Annotated in this window: 12 protein-coding genes; 8 read left to right on the forward strand and 4 right to left on the reverse strand. The window is 40.2% G+C overall.

Going from position 1 to position 15,049, the window contains the following annotated elements:
* Positions 1-4: 4 nt before the first annotated feature.
* Positions 5-727: an amino acid ABC transporter ATP-binding protein gene (locus IGJ45_RS07585; protein WP_060815125.1), complete on the reverse strand. Its 723-nt coding sequence runs from the start codon at positions 725-727 to the stop codon at positions 5-7.
* Entirely contained in the window at positions 720-2,198 is a 1,479-nt protein-coding gene (locus IGJ45_RS07590) for an ABC transporter substrate-binding protein/permease (protein WP_409532000.1), read from the reverse strand. Before IGJ45_RS07590 ends, IGJ45_RS07585 begins: the two co-directional genes overlap by 8 nt.
* 498 nt (positions 2,199-2,696) lie before the next feature.
* Between IGJ45_RS07590 and IGJ45_RS07595 the strand changes: the two genes are divergently transcribed.
* From IGJ45_RS07595 to IGJ45_RS07630, 8 genes are all read left to right on the forward strand, one after another.
* Positions 2,697-3,341: a 3D domain-containing protein gene (locus tag IGJ45_RS07595; RefSeq protein WP_021150913.1), complete on the forward strand. Its 645-nt coding sequence runs from the start codon at positions 2,697-2,699 to the stop codon at positions 3,339-3,341.
* Positions 3,342-3,566: 225 nt separating this feature from the next.
* Positions 3,567-4,232 carry a 2,3-bisphosphoglycerate-dependent phosphoglycerate mutase gene (locus IGJ45_RS07600; protein WP_409531999.1) on the forward strand — a complete coding sequence of 222 codons (666 nt, stop codon included), beginning with the start codon at positions 3,567-3,569 and terminating at the stop codon, positions 4,230-4,232.
* Between the two features lie 103 nt (positions 4,233-4,335).
* Positions 4,336-4,602, forward strand: a complete 267-nt coding sequence (locus IGJ45_RS07605) for an ACT domain-containing protein (protein WP_003127269.1) — start codon at positions 4,336-4,338, stop codon at positions 4,600-4,602.
* Positions 4,603-4,612: 10 nt separating this feature from the next.
* Positions 4,613-5,962 (forward strand): PFL family protein, encoded by a 1,350-nt coding sequence (locus tag IGJ45_RS07610; protein ID WP_003127270.1) that lies wholly within the window; start codon positions 4,613-4,615, stop codon positions 5,960-5,962.
* 259 nt (positions 5,963-6,221) lie between these two features.
* Entirely contained in the window at positions 6,222-7,784 is a 1,563-nt protein-coding gene (locus IGJ45_RS07615; RefSeq protein WP_409531300.1) for a TPM domain-containing protein, read from the forward strand.
* 234 nt (positions 7,785-8,018) lie between these two features.
* The gene (locus tag IGJ45_RS07620; RefSeq protein ID WP_409531302.1) at positions 8,019-8,636 is read left to right on the forward strand and encodes an HAD-IA family hydrolase; all 618 of its coding nucleotides are present in this window, start codon (positions 8,019-8,021) and stop codon (positions 8,634-8,636) included.
* A 45-nt stretch (positions 8,637-8,681) separates the two neighbouring features.
* Positions 8,682-9,278: a helix-hairpin-helix domain-containing protein gene (locus IGJ45_RS07625; RefSeq protein WP_409531303.1), complete on the forward strand. Its 597-nt coding sequence runs from the start codon at positions 8,682-8,684 to the stop codon at positions 9,276-9,278.
* A 558-nt stretch (positions 9,279-9,836) separates the two neighbouring features.
* Positions 9,837-11,312 (forward strand): DNA-binding protein, encoded by a 1,476-nt coding sequence (locus IGJ45_RS07630; protein WP_438768665.1) that lies wholly within the window; start codon positions 9,837-9,839, stop codon positions 11,310-11,312.
* A 182-nt stretch (positions 11,313-11,494) separates the two neighbouring features.
* Here IGJ45_RS07630 and IGJ45_RS07635 read toward each other — a convergent pair whose 3' ends face one another.
* Both IGJ45_RS07635 and gadC read right to left on the reverse strand, forming a co-directional pair.
* The gene (locus tag IGJ45_RS07635; RefSeq protein ID WP_081132155.1) at positions 11,495-12,895 is read right to left on the reverse strand and encodes a glutamate decarboxylase; all 1,401 of its coding nucleotides are present in this window, start codon (positions 12,893-12,895) and stop codon (positions 11,495-11,497) included.
* Positions 12,896-12,926: 31 nt separating this feature from the next.
* On the reverse strand, positions 12,927-14,441 hold the full coding sequence (gene gadC, locus IGJ45_RS07640; RefSeq protein WP_005472579.1) for a glutamate:gamma-aminobutyrate antiporter: 1,515 nt from the start codon (positions 14,439-14,441) through the stop codon (positions 12,927-12,929).
* Between the last annotated feature and the right edge of the window lie 608 nt (positions 14,442-15,049).

Here is a 15,049-nt window from a genome sequence, read left to right on the forward strand (position 1 = left end):
TTTTTTATAGTACTTTTCTTAAAAAATCTTGTGTGCGGCTATTTTGCGGATGGTCAAAGATCGCTTCAGGTGTTCCTTGTTCTTGAATGACACCGTCAGCCATAAAGATCACGCGATCCGCTACTTGCTTGGCAAAGCCCATCTCATGAGTCACAACGACCATCGTCATGCCTTTCTCGGCAAGTGCCTGCATCACCGCTAATACTTCACCAACCATCTCCGGATCAAGTGCAGAAGTCGGTTCATCAAAAAGCATCACATCTGGATCCATAGCCAACGCACGAGCAATAGCTACTCGCTGTTGTTGCCCACCAGATAAACTTGCAGGATAGCTAGTCGCTTTGTCTGCTAATCCAACTTGTTCCAAAAGTGCGTAGGCTTTTTTCTCAGCGGTCTCTTGATCTTGTTTTTTTACTTTTATGGGGCTGATGGTGATGTTCTCCAAAACTGTTTTATGAGGAAACAGATTAAAGTTTTGGAATACCATACCCATTTTTTGACGAATTTGATCGATCACAATCTCTTTAGCCAAAAGATCGTTTCCTTCAAATTCGATTTGACCACTGGTAGGTTGTTCTAAAAGATTCAAACAACGCAGAAAAGTACTTTTGCCGCTTCCAGAAGGTCCAATGATCACAACGACTTCACCCGTGGAGATTTCAAGATCGATCTCTTTCAGAACTTCTGTCGCACCAAAATTTTTTAAAAGTTTTTTTACGCTAATCACTTGTTTTCATTCTCCTTTCTGCAACTCCTAGTAATCGTGAAAGAGCAAAAGTCAAGACAAAATAAATCAAGGAAACAATCACGTATGGTAGGAAAGGTTTGAAACTGGCACCTTGGACGACCCCTGTTTGGAAGATCAATTCGGAGACACCAATGACAGAGACAACAGAAGACTCTTTGATGACTGTCACAAATTCATTGCCGAGAGCAGGTAAAATGTTCTTGATGGCTTGCGGAAAAATAATGAAGCGCATCGCTTGAACTTGATTCATTCCTAATGAACGGGCTGCCTCCAACTGACCTTTGTTGACCGCATTGATCCCCGCACGAATGATTTCAGCCACATAGGCGGCACTATTAAGTGCAAGAGCGATACAACCTGCCGTTAATTTGGATAAATCCAGACCTAGTACGCCAGTCCCAAAATAAACGATAAAGATCTGTACTAAGAGCGGGGTACCTCTCACGTATTCAATATAAACAATCGCAATCCAACGCAAAATTTTTGACGTAGAAAGTTTCATAAATGCCAGTAGACTACCAGCAATCGAGCCAAAGAGTACACCGACAAAGGCTAAAAAAATAGTATAACCGGCTCCTGAGAGATAAAAGGGCAGATATTTGCTAAAGAAGCCTTCTTCAGGTGCTCCTGTTTCTTCATTGAACATTAGAGCATAGGCTTCATCTTGATATTGACTCAATAGATCGTTATCGACAATCGTCTTGATGGAAGCATTGATTTTTTCCAGGAGCAGCGGCGCCTCTTTTGAAATAGCAATTGCTGTTTCTTTCGTACCTTTCTCAAAGACCACATCGTCGGCAATTGCTAAGTTATCATTTGATTGAACATAGGCTTCCGCCACAGGACCTTCCATCACAACAGCATCCACTTTTTTTGAGTTTAAATTTGTGATCAGATCCGGAACTTTTTGCAAAGAGGTTACAAGTGAGCCGGACAACTCATTTTTAGCTAATTCTTCTTGTGTGGTTTGTTTTTGAGCACCGACAGCTACACCGTTGAAATTTGCTGTTGATTGAAACCGGTTCTGATCTTCTTTTCGAACAATCACTTTTTGTTGGACTTCCATATAAGTGTCAGAAAAGTTGACTTCCTTTTTACGTTCATCGGTAGCAGCCATCCCCGAAATGACAAGATCGATTTTTCCAGTTTTTAATGCTCCTAACAGCGCATCGAAACCTAATTCTTCAATTTTAAGATCGACACCTAGATCATCAGCGATTTTTTTGGCAATTGATAGATCAAAGCCGACAATTTCGTCTTTGCCATCAATCGTGGTATGAAATTCATAGGGGGCATAGTCCGCAGATAAGCCAACGATCAATGCGCCATTTTGTTTTATTTTTTCATAGACGGGATCTGTTGTTTCAGCGTGTACCAGTTTTGTGGTAACACAAAAGAACAGGACGATCAGTATCATTGTTGAAGCGAACCATTTACACATCTTTTTCATTCAATTACTCCTTTTTTGTTTTAAAATACAATAATAGCTTGAAATATGTATAAAAATACAACAAACGTTAGAAATATCGTATCATACCTTTGTGGGAAGTCAATCCCTTTCTTGGAAAAATCACGAAATATATTTGAGTTTTCAGAAAAAACAGTGTTTTCTATAAGTTTACAGGTTGAATTGTTTTTTACAAATTTGTAATATAAGAAAATTTGTTTCAGAAAATTTCCGGAAATTATGAAAATATTTAAGATTCATTCGGCTTTTTTGATTAGCTTAAAAGGAACTTGTAACAGTTAATCGATCTTCTGTTTACTATTAAAGCCTTATTTAGCAAGGTTTTAAGTATTTCTATTTTTTATTTGGTACGTTATTTAATTTCTTTTATCAAAGTGAAATATTTCGTCATCGAACTGTTACCAAGGACTTAACGTATCTTGCTATTATTTATCAAGTCGTTACGACGAAAACTTACATAGAGCGAGGGAAATAAAATTTATGAAATCAATTAAAACATTCGTATTAACTACAGCCACAATTGCTGGTTTTGCTGCATTAAGTACAACTGCTAACGCAGACGAAATCAAACACGTGGTGAAATCTGATGACACATTATCTGGTCTTTCTTTAAAATACTTTGGTAATTTAGATCATATTGATCAAATTGCAAAAGACAACAAACTGAAAGATCCTAACATCATCTACGATGGTACAACTCTGATTATTGACACCGACAAAAAAGTATCATCAGATAACCAAGCAAGTGAACAACCTGCAAAAGAAACCACACAAGCAGAAGACCAATCTGCCAACGAAAACCAATCTGAATCTGCAGCAAGCAGCTATTCTGGAACAACGATGACGATGGAAGCAACAGCATATAGTTCTGATCCAGCAGATGTTTTAGGCGGCGGAACTGTGACAGCTACCGGCCAAAACTTGTTGGAAAATCCGATGGCAGTTGCGGTGGACCCATCTGTGATCCCTCTAGGCACAAGACTTTATGTTGAAGGTTATGGAGAAGCCATCGCCAGCGATACCGGTGGTGCGATCAAGGGAAATATCATCGACGTGCATTTCCCAACAAATGCACAATGCGAACAATGGGGCCGTCGGACCGTTCAAGTAACGATTCTTGATTAATTTCTCCAAATTTTAAGAACAGACCCATGCACGTATGAGGCTAGGACATAAGTAAAAACAGTCAGAAAGATTCTCGAGAGGACAGTTGTTCCTTAAAGATCGGGTCTGGCTCAACTTATGCCTAGACTTTTTGTATACTCAGATAAAAAAAGGATACCTCTGTGAACTTTGCCCAAGACATTTTGCTTTTTTCTTGAGATAATGAATCAAAGAGGAGGCGTTCAAGTGAAGGTAGTATTGATACGGCATGGCGAAAGCGAAGCAAATTTTGAAAACTATTGGACGGGCTGGCTGGATGTGGCCTTGACAGCAAAGGGTCGGGAACAAGCTTGGCAAGCGGGAGAAAAAATCAAAGAATTGGGTATTTCTTTTGATGTAGCATTTACTTCTTATCTTCAGCGAACCATCATCACCTGCAACACTGTTTTGGAAGCAAGCGCTCAATTGTGGGTACCTACCTATAAGACATGGCGGTTGAATGAACGACACTACGGACAGTTAGTCGGTGTCAATAAAGATGAAATGGTTGCTCGTTATGGAAAAGGTCAAGTCCAAAAGTGGCGACGAGGGTATAATGAACCGCCGCTGTATGTTTCAGAAAATCATTTTGATCGTCGTTATGACGACTTAGATCCACGCTTGATTCCTAAAGGAGAAAACCTAGGAATGGTCGTTGAAAGGATCACCCCTTTTTGGTCGGATGATGTTGTTCCCTTCATTCGATCAGGAAAAAATGTCTTGATCACAGGCCATGGCAATAGTTTGCGGGCTTTAGTGAAGTATTTGGAGAATGTACCTGAAGAAGAAGTCGACAAAATCGATGTCCCCAATGCAGAGCCAATCATTTATACCTTTGATTCACAAGCTGTTTTACAAGAACGGCTGGGATAAAGACGAACATTATTGCTAAAAACCGCGCTTTCGTATGAAGTTTCATCGAAAGTGCGGTTTTCTTATGCTATAATAAGAAAAATTTTATGAAAGGCGGGCTCTTATGAAAGCAGTATTGACCGTTATTGGAAAAGACAAGGTAGGGATCATCGCAGGTGTCAGCCAACTATTGGCAGAATTAGACATCAATATCCTCGATGTTTCACAAACCATCATGGAAGAATACTTTACTATGATGATGTTATTATCGATGGAGGCAAATGCAGATTTTGAAACGATTCGTGAGCAATTGCATACCAAAGGCGAAACACTAGGTGTTAAAATCAGTATTCAAAACCAAGAAATTTTTGATACCATGCATAAATTATAGGAGGGCTTCTATGGAAATCAATCAAATACTAGAAACCATTCGCATGGTTGAAGAAGAAAATCTTGATATTCGTACCATTACAATGGGAATCTCTCTTTTAGACTGTATCGATGCCGATATCGATCAGATGTGCGAAAAAATCTATCAAAAAATTACGACAAAAGCCAAGAACTTGGTGCGAGTTGGCGAACAAATCGAAACAGAATATGGTATTCCAATCATCAACAAGCGAATCTCTGTTACCCCGATTGCCATTGTTGTGGCAGCCAGTCAACCGACGCCACAAGACTGTGTGAAGGTAGCTAAAACATTGGATCGGGCAGCTGAGACAGTAGGGGTCAATTTCATCGGTGGCTACAGTGCTCTGGTTGAAAAAGGGTATCAAGGCGGTGATTTAGCATTAATCCAATCGATTCCAGAAGCGCTGGCAGCAACGAACTTTGTCTGTTCTTCGGTCAATATTGGATCAACCAAAGCTGGAATCAATATGGATGCTGTTCGGTTAATGGGGGAAACAGTCAAACAAACGGCTGAAGCCTCAGACATGGGGTGTGCAAAATTAGTTGTTTTTGCTAACGCAGTGGAAGACAACCCGTTTATGGCCGGTGCTTTTCACGGTGTCGGAGAAGCAGATGTCGAGATTAATGTAGGCGTCAGCGGTCCTGGAGTGGTCAAGCGTGCGCTTGAGAAAGTCAAAGGAGAATCTTTTGACGTCGTTGCAGAAACAGTCAAAAAAACGGCTTTCAAAATAACCCGTATGGGGCAACTCGTCGGACGGGTAGCTTCCGAGCGTTTAGGGGTTCCTTTTGGGATCGTCGATCTTTCTTTAGCACCTACTCCGGCTGTAGGGGATAGTGTGGCGCTCATCTTGGAGGAAATGGGTCTGGAATCCGTTGGAACTCACGGGACGACGGCTGCATTGGCGTTGTTGAACGACGCCGTCAAAAAAGGCGGCGTCATGGCCTGCAATCATGTTGGTGGTTTATCGGGTGCTTTCATCCCGGTTTCAGAAGATGCAGGCATGATCAAAGCAGTTGAAAGTGGTTTGTTGAATCTAGAAAAGTTAGAAGCGATGACAGCAATTTGCTCGGTGGGCTTAGACATGATCGCAATTCCTGGAGATACTACTGCAGAAACGATTGCTGCGATGATTGCTGATGAAGCAGCAATCGGCGTCATCAACCATAAAACAACGGCGGTACGTATCATTCCGGCTAAAGAAAAACAAGTAGGAGACCGCATCGAATTTGGTGGTTTACTAGGCACAGCACCTGTTATGAAAGTTAATCCAGCTAAATCTGCTGACTTTATTCAGCGAGGCGGCCGAATTCCTGCGCCGATTCATTCTTTCAAAAACTGATCATCTTCTGAAACTGCGATATAAGGAACACACAAATCAAATGCTCTCGATTGGACGAAAAGGTGATTACTTTTCGAACATTCGCTCATAAAGACCTAATGGTATTTTGGAGGGGATGCTAGTAAAAAAATCGGACATTTTGTTTAGTGTAGCACTTAGTTCGCAGTTTCTTCTTTGTGATCTAAGGCTTTAGCCCTATGCTGATCATCTGGAAATAATATACAATTAACGTAATTTTATACAGATAGGGGTGTCAAGAATGAAAAAGAGGGTAGTGGGCAGCTCCATACTGGTAGTGATCGTCATGTTCGTGCTACTTGTTCCCCAAAAAGTATTTGGTCAAAGTTTTGTGAAGGATAATGCAGGGGTCCTCTCAGCAGAGACAATCGCAAAAATCAATCAATTAAACCAAGAGAGGTTCCAAACGTTGCCAGGAAGTCCAGAATACGCTGTTGTCACGCTTAAAAACTTAGACGGCCAATCGATTGAGACAGTAACCAATCAGTTATTTGATGAATACAGTTTTGGTCAATCCGCGTATAACAATGGCTTAGTCTTCGTGTTTGCCATCGAGGACCGGGAATTTCGTTTAGGCTATGGGGATGGCTTAACGTATATTTTTTCTGATTTGTCAGATGATGACCTGATCGATGAAGATACAAAAGATCTTTTGCGTGATGAAGACTATGATCAAGCTGTTTTAAATGCTTCTGATCGCGTCTATGAGGAAATGAAAACAGCGGACGAAACGGTTGGTCTGAACAAAATTTATGCGGATGGGCAACAGCTACTGGCAGAAAAAAAGGCCCGAGAAGCCGCAGAGTCAAAGAAATTCTGGTTGCTGTTTTGGCAACTTATTAGTTCAGTTAGTGCATTGGTTATTGCAGCTATTAGCGGAGTGATAGGCTGGCGCAAGCGCCAAACGAAGAAAAGCTTTCAAGCAGCCAATGTGATTCCTCCTCATATTCATTCGGATCCAGCGTTTGATGAAAAGGCTTTTTACAGATGGGCAAGTAAAAGAAGGAATTATCAGACCTTCAATCACTATATTGTTGCTGGAGAGTGTTTGAAGGCGTTAAAAATGTACCTGCTTAGTGAAGTTATTCCGAGGCAATTAGCTGAGTTTGAAAGAATCAGTCCGCAACCAGCTAGAAACCAAATGATTCAACAAGCATTGAAAAATCCGCAGTTGGCCGATCAATTCGTGCAAGAATATATGAAAGATCATAAAAATTTGAAGATCTTTGGGCAAGAGTTAGCCCAAGGCCATGACACATTGCGAACCTATGAAACACAATTGCAGCGGCAACTCAAGGAACAATTACGAGATTATGATTTAACTGGAGATATTCTTGCAGAAAATGCTTATTTGATTCCACAGTATAAAAAAGAGATTCAGCAGTTGGCGGAAGAAGAAATTCAGCGGCGTAGTCGCAACAACGATTATTTGGCTATGCTGCTTACGAAGGAAAAGACGTATCCTGAAATGGTGCAGACGAGTTCTCAGGAAATAGCTAGCTTGATTGATTCTGTTAAAACGGATGCTTTGTTTACTATCGATCTCCATGAAGTATATAAAAATCATCCAGATCTACAAAAACAAGTAGGTGATTTTTCGGGGGAAGATCGTTCAGAACTATTGAATAATGCTCGTCGTGAATACAATCCAACCACTATGGATCAATCTTTGGTTTATTTGTTACTCATCAATCATGTCACGCGACAAGAACAGGTCATCGCAGAGAGTAAAAGCTCGGATAGTGATTTCGGTGGCTTTGGCGGTGGGTCCAGTAGTGGGGGCGGAATTTCCGGAAGCTGGTAATTTTTAAGGGCTGTGACAAAAGGTTGTCATAGCTCTTTTTTCGAACGCACGGTAAGCGGTCGCTTTTGCAGTAATAAGCCGTAATTTCTTGCAACTAATCACTTCTGTCTCAACCACTTTGCCTTTTGATCTAAAGACAAAGGCGGACTTTTGTGATAAACTTTGTAAAGTTGCTGAAAAAAAATTCTTTTCACGGAAACATTTCAGCTTATTTTTAGAAAATGAGGGTTGTACATGTATCATTCGTATATTTGGGACTTTGACGGCACATTGTTTGACAGTTACCCAATCATGTTAGAGGCGTTTCTTAAAACATTGAAAGACGCTGGATTTGATCCCGATCCGAGAGAAATTTATCGCATCTTGAAAGCTTCGTCATCAAAACAAGTAGCTGAGAAATATCAATTGGATTTCATTGATTTTAGCGCTCGTTTTAAAGCATATGAAGCACTAGACGAGCGGCTACCCGTTTCATTTCCGGGAACGAAAGAAGCTTTACAAGCAGTAGTAGACCATGGCGGCAAGAATTATATTTTGACCCATCGTGACGTTGTTTCAACGAAAGAACTTTTAATGAAAGAAAATCTTGACCATTTGATCGTAGAGATCGTGGGACCGGAGAATAATTTTCCCCGCAAGCCGGACCCAACGTCTTTGAATTATTTAGTGGAAAAATATCAATTGGACAAAACAACGACTGTAATGATCGGTGATCGTGCGATGGATGTGCTGGCTGGACGAGGGGCAGGGGTGCAAACGATGTTCTATGATATTGAAGGATTGCTAACTGATTTGGATGCAGACCATGTCGTTCATTCCATGAAAGAAATCGAAGAAATTATCAAGTCTTGAGCAATCAAGACTTTTTTTGCGTACTTCTTTTTGAGGTGATTCATTATGGACAAGTGGTTGGATTTTGGGAAAAAATATTGGCATTTATCCTTGAGCGCGCTGTTGGTCATTCTTTTTCTATTTGGTTTGTTTTTTACCCCGAATGAGCCAGAATGGCCCGAAGCAGAAGAGTCTTCACCAATTTTCGAATCAGAGAGTAGGAAAGAGTCATTGGATCAGATCGTTGTAGATATCAAAGGAGAAATCCGAAATCCGGGTATTTACACCTTACCTAGTGGAGCTCGACTGTATGAGCTGATCCAATTAGCGGGCGGGGTCACTGATGAAGGAAATGAAGAAGTCATGAATTTTGCCCAAGAATTGTCAGATCAACAATTAGTAATCGTTCCTCATTTAGATGATCCGGTAGATTACGCTGACAATAGAACAGAAGAAACACTTGCTCAGAACCAGATCGATTTAAATACAGCAGATAGCAGCCAGTTACAAGAGCTTCCAGGCATTGGCGCGAAAAAGGCAGAGGCAATCATCGCTTACCGTGAAGAAAAGGGTTTTTTTAAAACCGTGGAAGAAGTGAAAGAAGTTTCTGGTATTGGCACTAAAACTTATGAGGCTTTGGAAGGGTTGATCAAGGTGCGATGAAAAATAAGAGAAAGAATAAGAGAATAAGCTCGCGATTCAGTGGCTTTTCTGTTTCGTTGTAGGGGGTATAGGGAGTACAGGGGGTATAAGGTATAAGGGGTATAAGGGGTATAAGGTAAGTTGAGAAGTCGTTTTTATTTAGTAGAGCGATCGGGTGAAACAAGTCAGTATCGCGACGTATTATGCTAACAAAAACACACTCTGTCGCAGGCGGCCGGTGGTTGTAAAAATTAATCTTTTGCTCAAAAAGAGTCAATCGATACAACTATATGTTGTATCGAATGCTAGGGGATCTAAGGAATTTATCGTGTGAATACAAAGTAGACCTTTTCTCACTGTGTAATCCATTTGTTTATTTCAGCAGGAAAAGATTTGCTAAAGGTAAGCTATACCGATTACATGAAAAATTCTTCATTTTTCCCAAGAGAAAATTAAAAATAATTTTGAAAACAATTTTTTTACCTAAACTTTTCCTCAGAATGCTATCAATTTCATTTCTTCCTATTTCCTGATAGTTTATAATAACGGACGTAATAAATTCGGGAAAGGAGCGAGCCTATGCTGGAAAGGTATATAGAAAAATGTGTGATTCGTCAAGTCTATCTTTGCGAGCAGTTGTATGAGAAGGAAAGCATGCTTATTGACCGTTTAGCCGAACAGCTGGATGTCTGTCCTGCGACCATTATCAATGACATTGATAAAATTCTGCTTTTACTGAAAGAACGCATTGCTACCGCCACTCACGAGAAGCATACATATCAAGTGGTTTTTACTGCCGGATCTTCCTTATCAGAGCTTACTCAAACCATTTATCAAGGATCCTATTTTTTACAAGTTCTCTATCAATTTTTGATTGGAGAGAGAAGTTGGCAAAAAATATCGGAAGAGGTGTTTATTTCATTAAGCAAGGTTTATACCATTCGGACAGACTTATGGAGATTTTTTGAGGAAATGGGCTATTTAAATGAAGAGCAAGAGGAGGTCGAGATCCCTGAGAAAGACTTCCGCTATCTTCTATTGGCTGTAATGAACTATTTAGGAAAACGACCTGAAAAAAATCAGTCTTTTATCGAGCAGGCTTGTGAAGAACTGATCCAATTCGTGGAACAACGTTTTTTTCTGCGTTCTTATCCTGAAGACGAACGTCAAATCATTCATTTAGGGATCCGCATCGGATTAGCAAGAAGCCGAAGAGCTCCTATTTGTTTTGCATCAAGGGACAAGGAGATGGCACGACAGACACCGCTATTTCAATTATTACAGCAAGGTCTTAAAGAACTTGTAGTTTCTTTGTGTAGCAATGAGGACGAAGAATTTTATATCTATTCACTTTTTAATTCACGCAAGTATCAGTGCAATAATCTGGAGCTGTTGCAAAGAGATTTTGAAGTCGTTTATCGTAATCACATTCATCGCTGTCCGGAGATGTTGGAACTCACGCATTTATTACAAAACCGACTAGGAATCTCCGAGAAAAATCATTTGTTGTTCGAAAAAACGTTACTACCGTTTCTTCGTTCCGCTTGGGGGGACATGCAGATCTTTCAAACGGATCGTCTATTCTTTCTCTATCCAAGTGAGAGGGAAATGTTTGATCAAATAATGGAGAGCCTTGGGTTATGGGCAAACCAAAACCAGCAGATGATTCGATGGAATGACAATCTGGTTCGTAAATTGACGATTTTACTAAGTTTGCTTCCTGATGCTGAAAAAACTGAACATTTGGAAGTGTATATTGTTGCACCTTCTGATTTTAAATACTTGTATTATCGCCAACAGTTAGAAGAAATGTTAGATGAGCATTTTACCATAAGCAATATGATCTATCACCAATTAACTGATGTGGTGGATGATGTCTTTTTTTGTACCAAACGAATGATTTTGTGTGATGCTTCTCTTTACCAAGAAACACTTCAAACGAAAAATACTAAAATTTATCCGGTGACTTTCAGCACTGTTTCCTCTGTTATCTTAGCTATCAATCAGACACTATATCAACGAGTCGAGGAAATCTTTGCAACAAAGAGTAATTGAAAAGACTGAAAAAGATAATTATTGATACAAAGAGAGGGATTGCGCACAGCCGTGCGCAATCCCTCTCTTTGAACTAAAGTAGTGCAAGCGAATGGCACTACTTGGGACAGTTCCGCAATAGAAGTAACGTTGAGAGTTCTAATGATTTTGGGGAAGTTTCTTGCTAGAACGTGTTGGCCTTTTTAATGAGTAAAGCCGTAGGTTTTGATTTCTTGTTTTTTATGATAAACCAGATGAGCCTGATCAAGTGCCAGCAGAGCTTCTTTCATGTCTTGAATATAATCGTGAGCCATATTCATACCAAAGTCTGCACGAATGACCAATCGTTGGATGATTTGGTCGTCTAAATTGGCTGGTAATGGATAAGCTGGAACTTGCCAACCTTTCATGAGTAAACGGTCTGCTAAGTCATACAACGTCCATTCCCGTTTTGGATCGTCTTTCAACTTGTAGCAGACGATCGGAAGTTGAGCGCCATCATTGATCATTTCGAATAGACCGGTTTTTTCGATTTCTTTTGCCAAATAAAGAGCAACTTTATGGGTCTTGTCATGAATCGCTTTGTAACCATCAAAACCATAACGCACAAAATTATAGTATTGTCCGATCAACTGAGCAGCACTATGGGAGAAGTTGATGGCCATGGTTGGTAACTCACCGCCTAAATAGCTGACTTTAAATACAAGTTCTTGAGGCAAGTAAGATTGATCGCGCCAAAGTACCCAGCCCACACCCGGATAAACGAGACCGTATTTATGACCGGATGTGTTGATTGATATGACATTTGGTAATTGAAAGTCCCAGACGAGATCCGGTTCAGTAAAAGGGGTATAGAGACCACCAGAAGCAGCATCCACATGAATGTAGACTTTATAGTCCGTTGTTTGGTTGTATTGTTCAACAAGTTCATTCAATCCTTTAATGTCGTCATAGCGTCCTGTATAGGTGATTCCTAGAATGCCAACGATGCCGATCGTATATTCATCAACATAGTCCATCACTTTATCAAGATTGATCGACAAATGGTTTTCATCCATAGGGACTTCTCTCATTTCGATATCCCAGTAGACACAGAATTTTTCCCAACAAACTTGATAACCGCTTGAAATCACTAAATTAGGTTTATGAGCATTTAGATCGAGACCGAGTTTTTCCGCCCGATTACGCCAAGCAAATTTCATTGCCATCCCACCTAACATACAGGCTTCTGAAGAACCAATGGTAGAAGTGCCCATGAATTTTTCTTCTTTGCTTGCATGCCACAAATCTGCAATGATATTCACACAGCGATTTTCAATTTCTGCTGTTCGTGGATACTCGGATTTGTCGATGGCATTTTTTTCTAGAGTTTGTGTCATCAGCTTAACTGCTTCCGGTTCCATATAGGTTTGACAGAATGTAGCTAAATTCAAACGGGCATTTCCTTCATCAAGTAGCTGATCTTGTACGAGCTGATAGGCCATTCTAGGTTCAACAGATTGCGGATTTAGTTTGTATTTCGGTAAATCTTCTCCTTCACAAACAGCTCCAAAAATTGGTTCCAAATAGTCTGCTTCTTCGCGGTTTTCTTTTCCATATAACATGATAATTCCTCCTAATAGATAAAAAATACGGTTAATGTTTGATTGTATACTTCTCGTTTTGAACGATGTGGTGTTCTCCTCGAGCGCTTGGATAAGTGGCAGGGTTCACATCTCCTGTTTTCATATGAACCGGTTCGTCGATTTGAGCTTCTTTGCCACGTTTGTCATGAAGTTCATAGAGAATGAATGGTAACAATAAAGTAACGATGAAACTAATCAACAAGATGACTTGGTAAGTTCTGTCTTCACTGGCAGGAATCGAAGAAGGTGGGAAGAACGAAACGAATAATGCGAGCAGCGACATGATGAGCCCTAATCCTGCGATTATTGTTTTTCCGATTGTTTTTCCTGGAACATTATAGGTACGAGGAAGATCTTTTTTCTTAAAAAGCAGAACAAAATAGCCCAAGAAAAACAGCAAATAACCAATCAAATAAATCACTACTGTCAGCGAAATAGCTACCAAGAAAGATAAGTTGTTTCCACCGCCGCCAAACGTTAGAACAGCACCCCATATTGAAACGATGATTCCTTGAATCATGATTAGCGGAACAGGGACGCCATGTTTATTGTGCTTTCGCAAAAAAGTCGGCAGTAATCCTCGTTGTGCCGCTGCAAACATACCTCTTGATGGGCCAACGACCCATGAGCTGACCTCACCCATGACACCAAAGGCAATCATTAGTGCGATTAACTTCACTAGCCAACCAAGATGCGGATTGAAGTGAAGCAACAACGATTCAAAGGTTTGAATCACTCCGGCACTGAGAGATAATTCTTTTTGCGGAATGACCGCAGCAACAGAGAAGCCGCCAATAGCGTCTAATGCAATGGCAAGAATGACTAGCAAAATCATTGCTAGTGGATAATTTTTTTGCGGATTTTTTAGTTCATTAATGTGGGAAGCAGAGGCCTCCACACCCATATAAGCCAAAATAAAAGAAACAAAAACCACGAGAGTAGAAACTTTTGAAAAGTCAGGGATAAATGCTTTTTCACTCAGGGGTATTTGAATAGGATTTCCACCGATGAAATAAGCTGCTGCTAGCACAAATAAGAGGATAGAGGGAATGACGATCCCGATAACAAATCCTGCTTTTGCAATTTTTGCTGTTCTTTTGGTTCCACCTAACTGAGAAAACGTTAAGAGCCAAAAAATAATCAGCAAACCGATGTACTTCATCAATGGATCATTGTTGAGGGCGGGAAAATTCAACACATAAGAAAGTGCCCCTAAGATGAAGTAAATCATCGTAACAAACCCGACAGTAATCTGAAACCACTGAAAGAAGATCGCTGCAAAGCCAAACCGTTCGCCTAATGTTTCACTGACCCAACTAAATATCCCACCGTTCTGCCAGCCTTTTACCGTCGACATTTCTGCCGCGCAGAGTGCAACAGGCAAAAACCAGAGGATACCTCCTAATAATAAGAAGAAAACCAAATGAAGTTGTGACGTGGCAAAAGTTGGGTACTCGTACACAGTCAGGACCATCGAGGCTGTTAGTGCGAAAAAACCAAATAAAGATAATTTTTTCTCGTTCATCAAATCGCTTCTTTCTAAGTCTAATATCATTTTGGCGCTGTTATCTCGGAGGAGAAAGCTGATGTATGCTTCTGTTCATTGTGTGTCCACCTCTTTTCTTACAAAACGAAGTATAAAACTTTTTGGGTGAGAAAATTTCCAAGTTTTTTCTGAAAACAAAAGTGAAAAAGAAAAAAAGCTGGAAATAAAAAAGAAGCGTGTATTTTGCTGTTAAAAAAAAGCAAGAGCACTCGAAAGGCGTATTATTTTATGTACCCCTGAAAAACTAGAAATAGACAGATGGTGTTGCTACAAAGGTTTTATGAAAAATTTGCGTTAGGCAAGTGTTTCAATGAATGGGAGGAATCGGAAGAAGAAAGAGAGAAAAGGCGAAAAAACTATTATACCTGGGAAGAGTAAAGTGAGGATCTTTCGTTCCATTCGTTAGTAGCATCAAATATTAGTAGCATCAAAGAAAATAACAAGCAGTTTTATTCCCAGTCCCTTAATCAACAACAATACCCAGCAGGTAGTGGAGTCATTTTGAGAACTGTTTGACTGACGGTAGCAGTAGGAAAAACAAGCAGAAGTGAATGGAGAAAAAGACACTAAAATTCATTAGTCCCTAG

This window comes from Enterococcus sp. DIV0574 (assembly GCF_051711125.1).
GTDB lineage: Bacteria > Bacillota > Bacilli > Lactobacillales > Enterococcaceae > Enterococcus_D > Enterococcus_D gallinarum.

What these genes read in the sequence shown, in the direction of transcription:
- IGJ45_RS07590 (WP_409532000.1), bottom strand. Translation starts at nt 2,198, where the DNA reads ATGAAAAAGATGTGTAAATGGTTCGCTTCAACAATGATACTGATCGTC.
- IGJ45_RS07595 (WP_021150913.1), top strand. Translation starts at nt 2,697, where the DNA reads ATGAAATCAATTAAAACATTCGTATTAACTACAGCCACAATTGCTGGT.
- IGJ45_RS07605 (WP_003127269.1), top strand. Translation starts at nt 4,336, where the DNA reads ATGAAAGCAGTATTGACCGTTATTGGAAAAGACAAGGTAGGGATCATC.
- IGJ45_RS07610 (WP_003127270.1), top strand. Translation starts at nt 4,613, where the DNA reads ATGGAAATCAATCAAATACTAGAAACCATTCGCATGGTTGAAGAAGAA.
- IGJ45_RS07615 (WP_409531300.1), top strand. Translation starts at nt 6,222, where the DNA reads ATGAAAAAGAGGGTAGTGGGCAGCTCCATACTGGTAGTGATCGTCATG.
- IGJ45_RS07620 (WP_409531302.1), top strand. Translation starts at nt 8,019, where the DNA reads ATGTATCATTCGTATATTTGGGACTTTGACGGCACATTGTTTGACAGT.
- IGJ45_RS07625 (WP_409531303.1), top strand. Translation starts at nt 8,682, where the DNA reads ATGGACAAGTGGTTGGATTTTGGGAAAAAATATTGGCATTTATCCTTG.
- IGJ45_RS07630 (WP_438768665.1), top strand. Translation starts at nt 9,837, where the DNA reads ATGCTGGAAAGGTATATAGAAAAATGTGTGATTCGTCAAGTCTATCTT.
- IGJ45_RS07635 (WP_081132155.1), bottom strand. Translation starts at nt 12,895, where the DNA reads ATGTTATATGGAAAAGAAAACCGCGAAGAAGCAGACTATTTGGAACCA.
- gadC (WP_005472579.1), bottom strand. Translation starts at nt 14,441, where the DNA reads ATGAACGAGAAAAAATTATCTTTATTTGGTTTTTTCGCACTAACAGCC.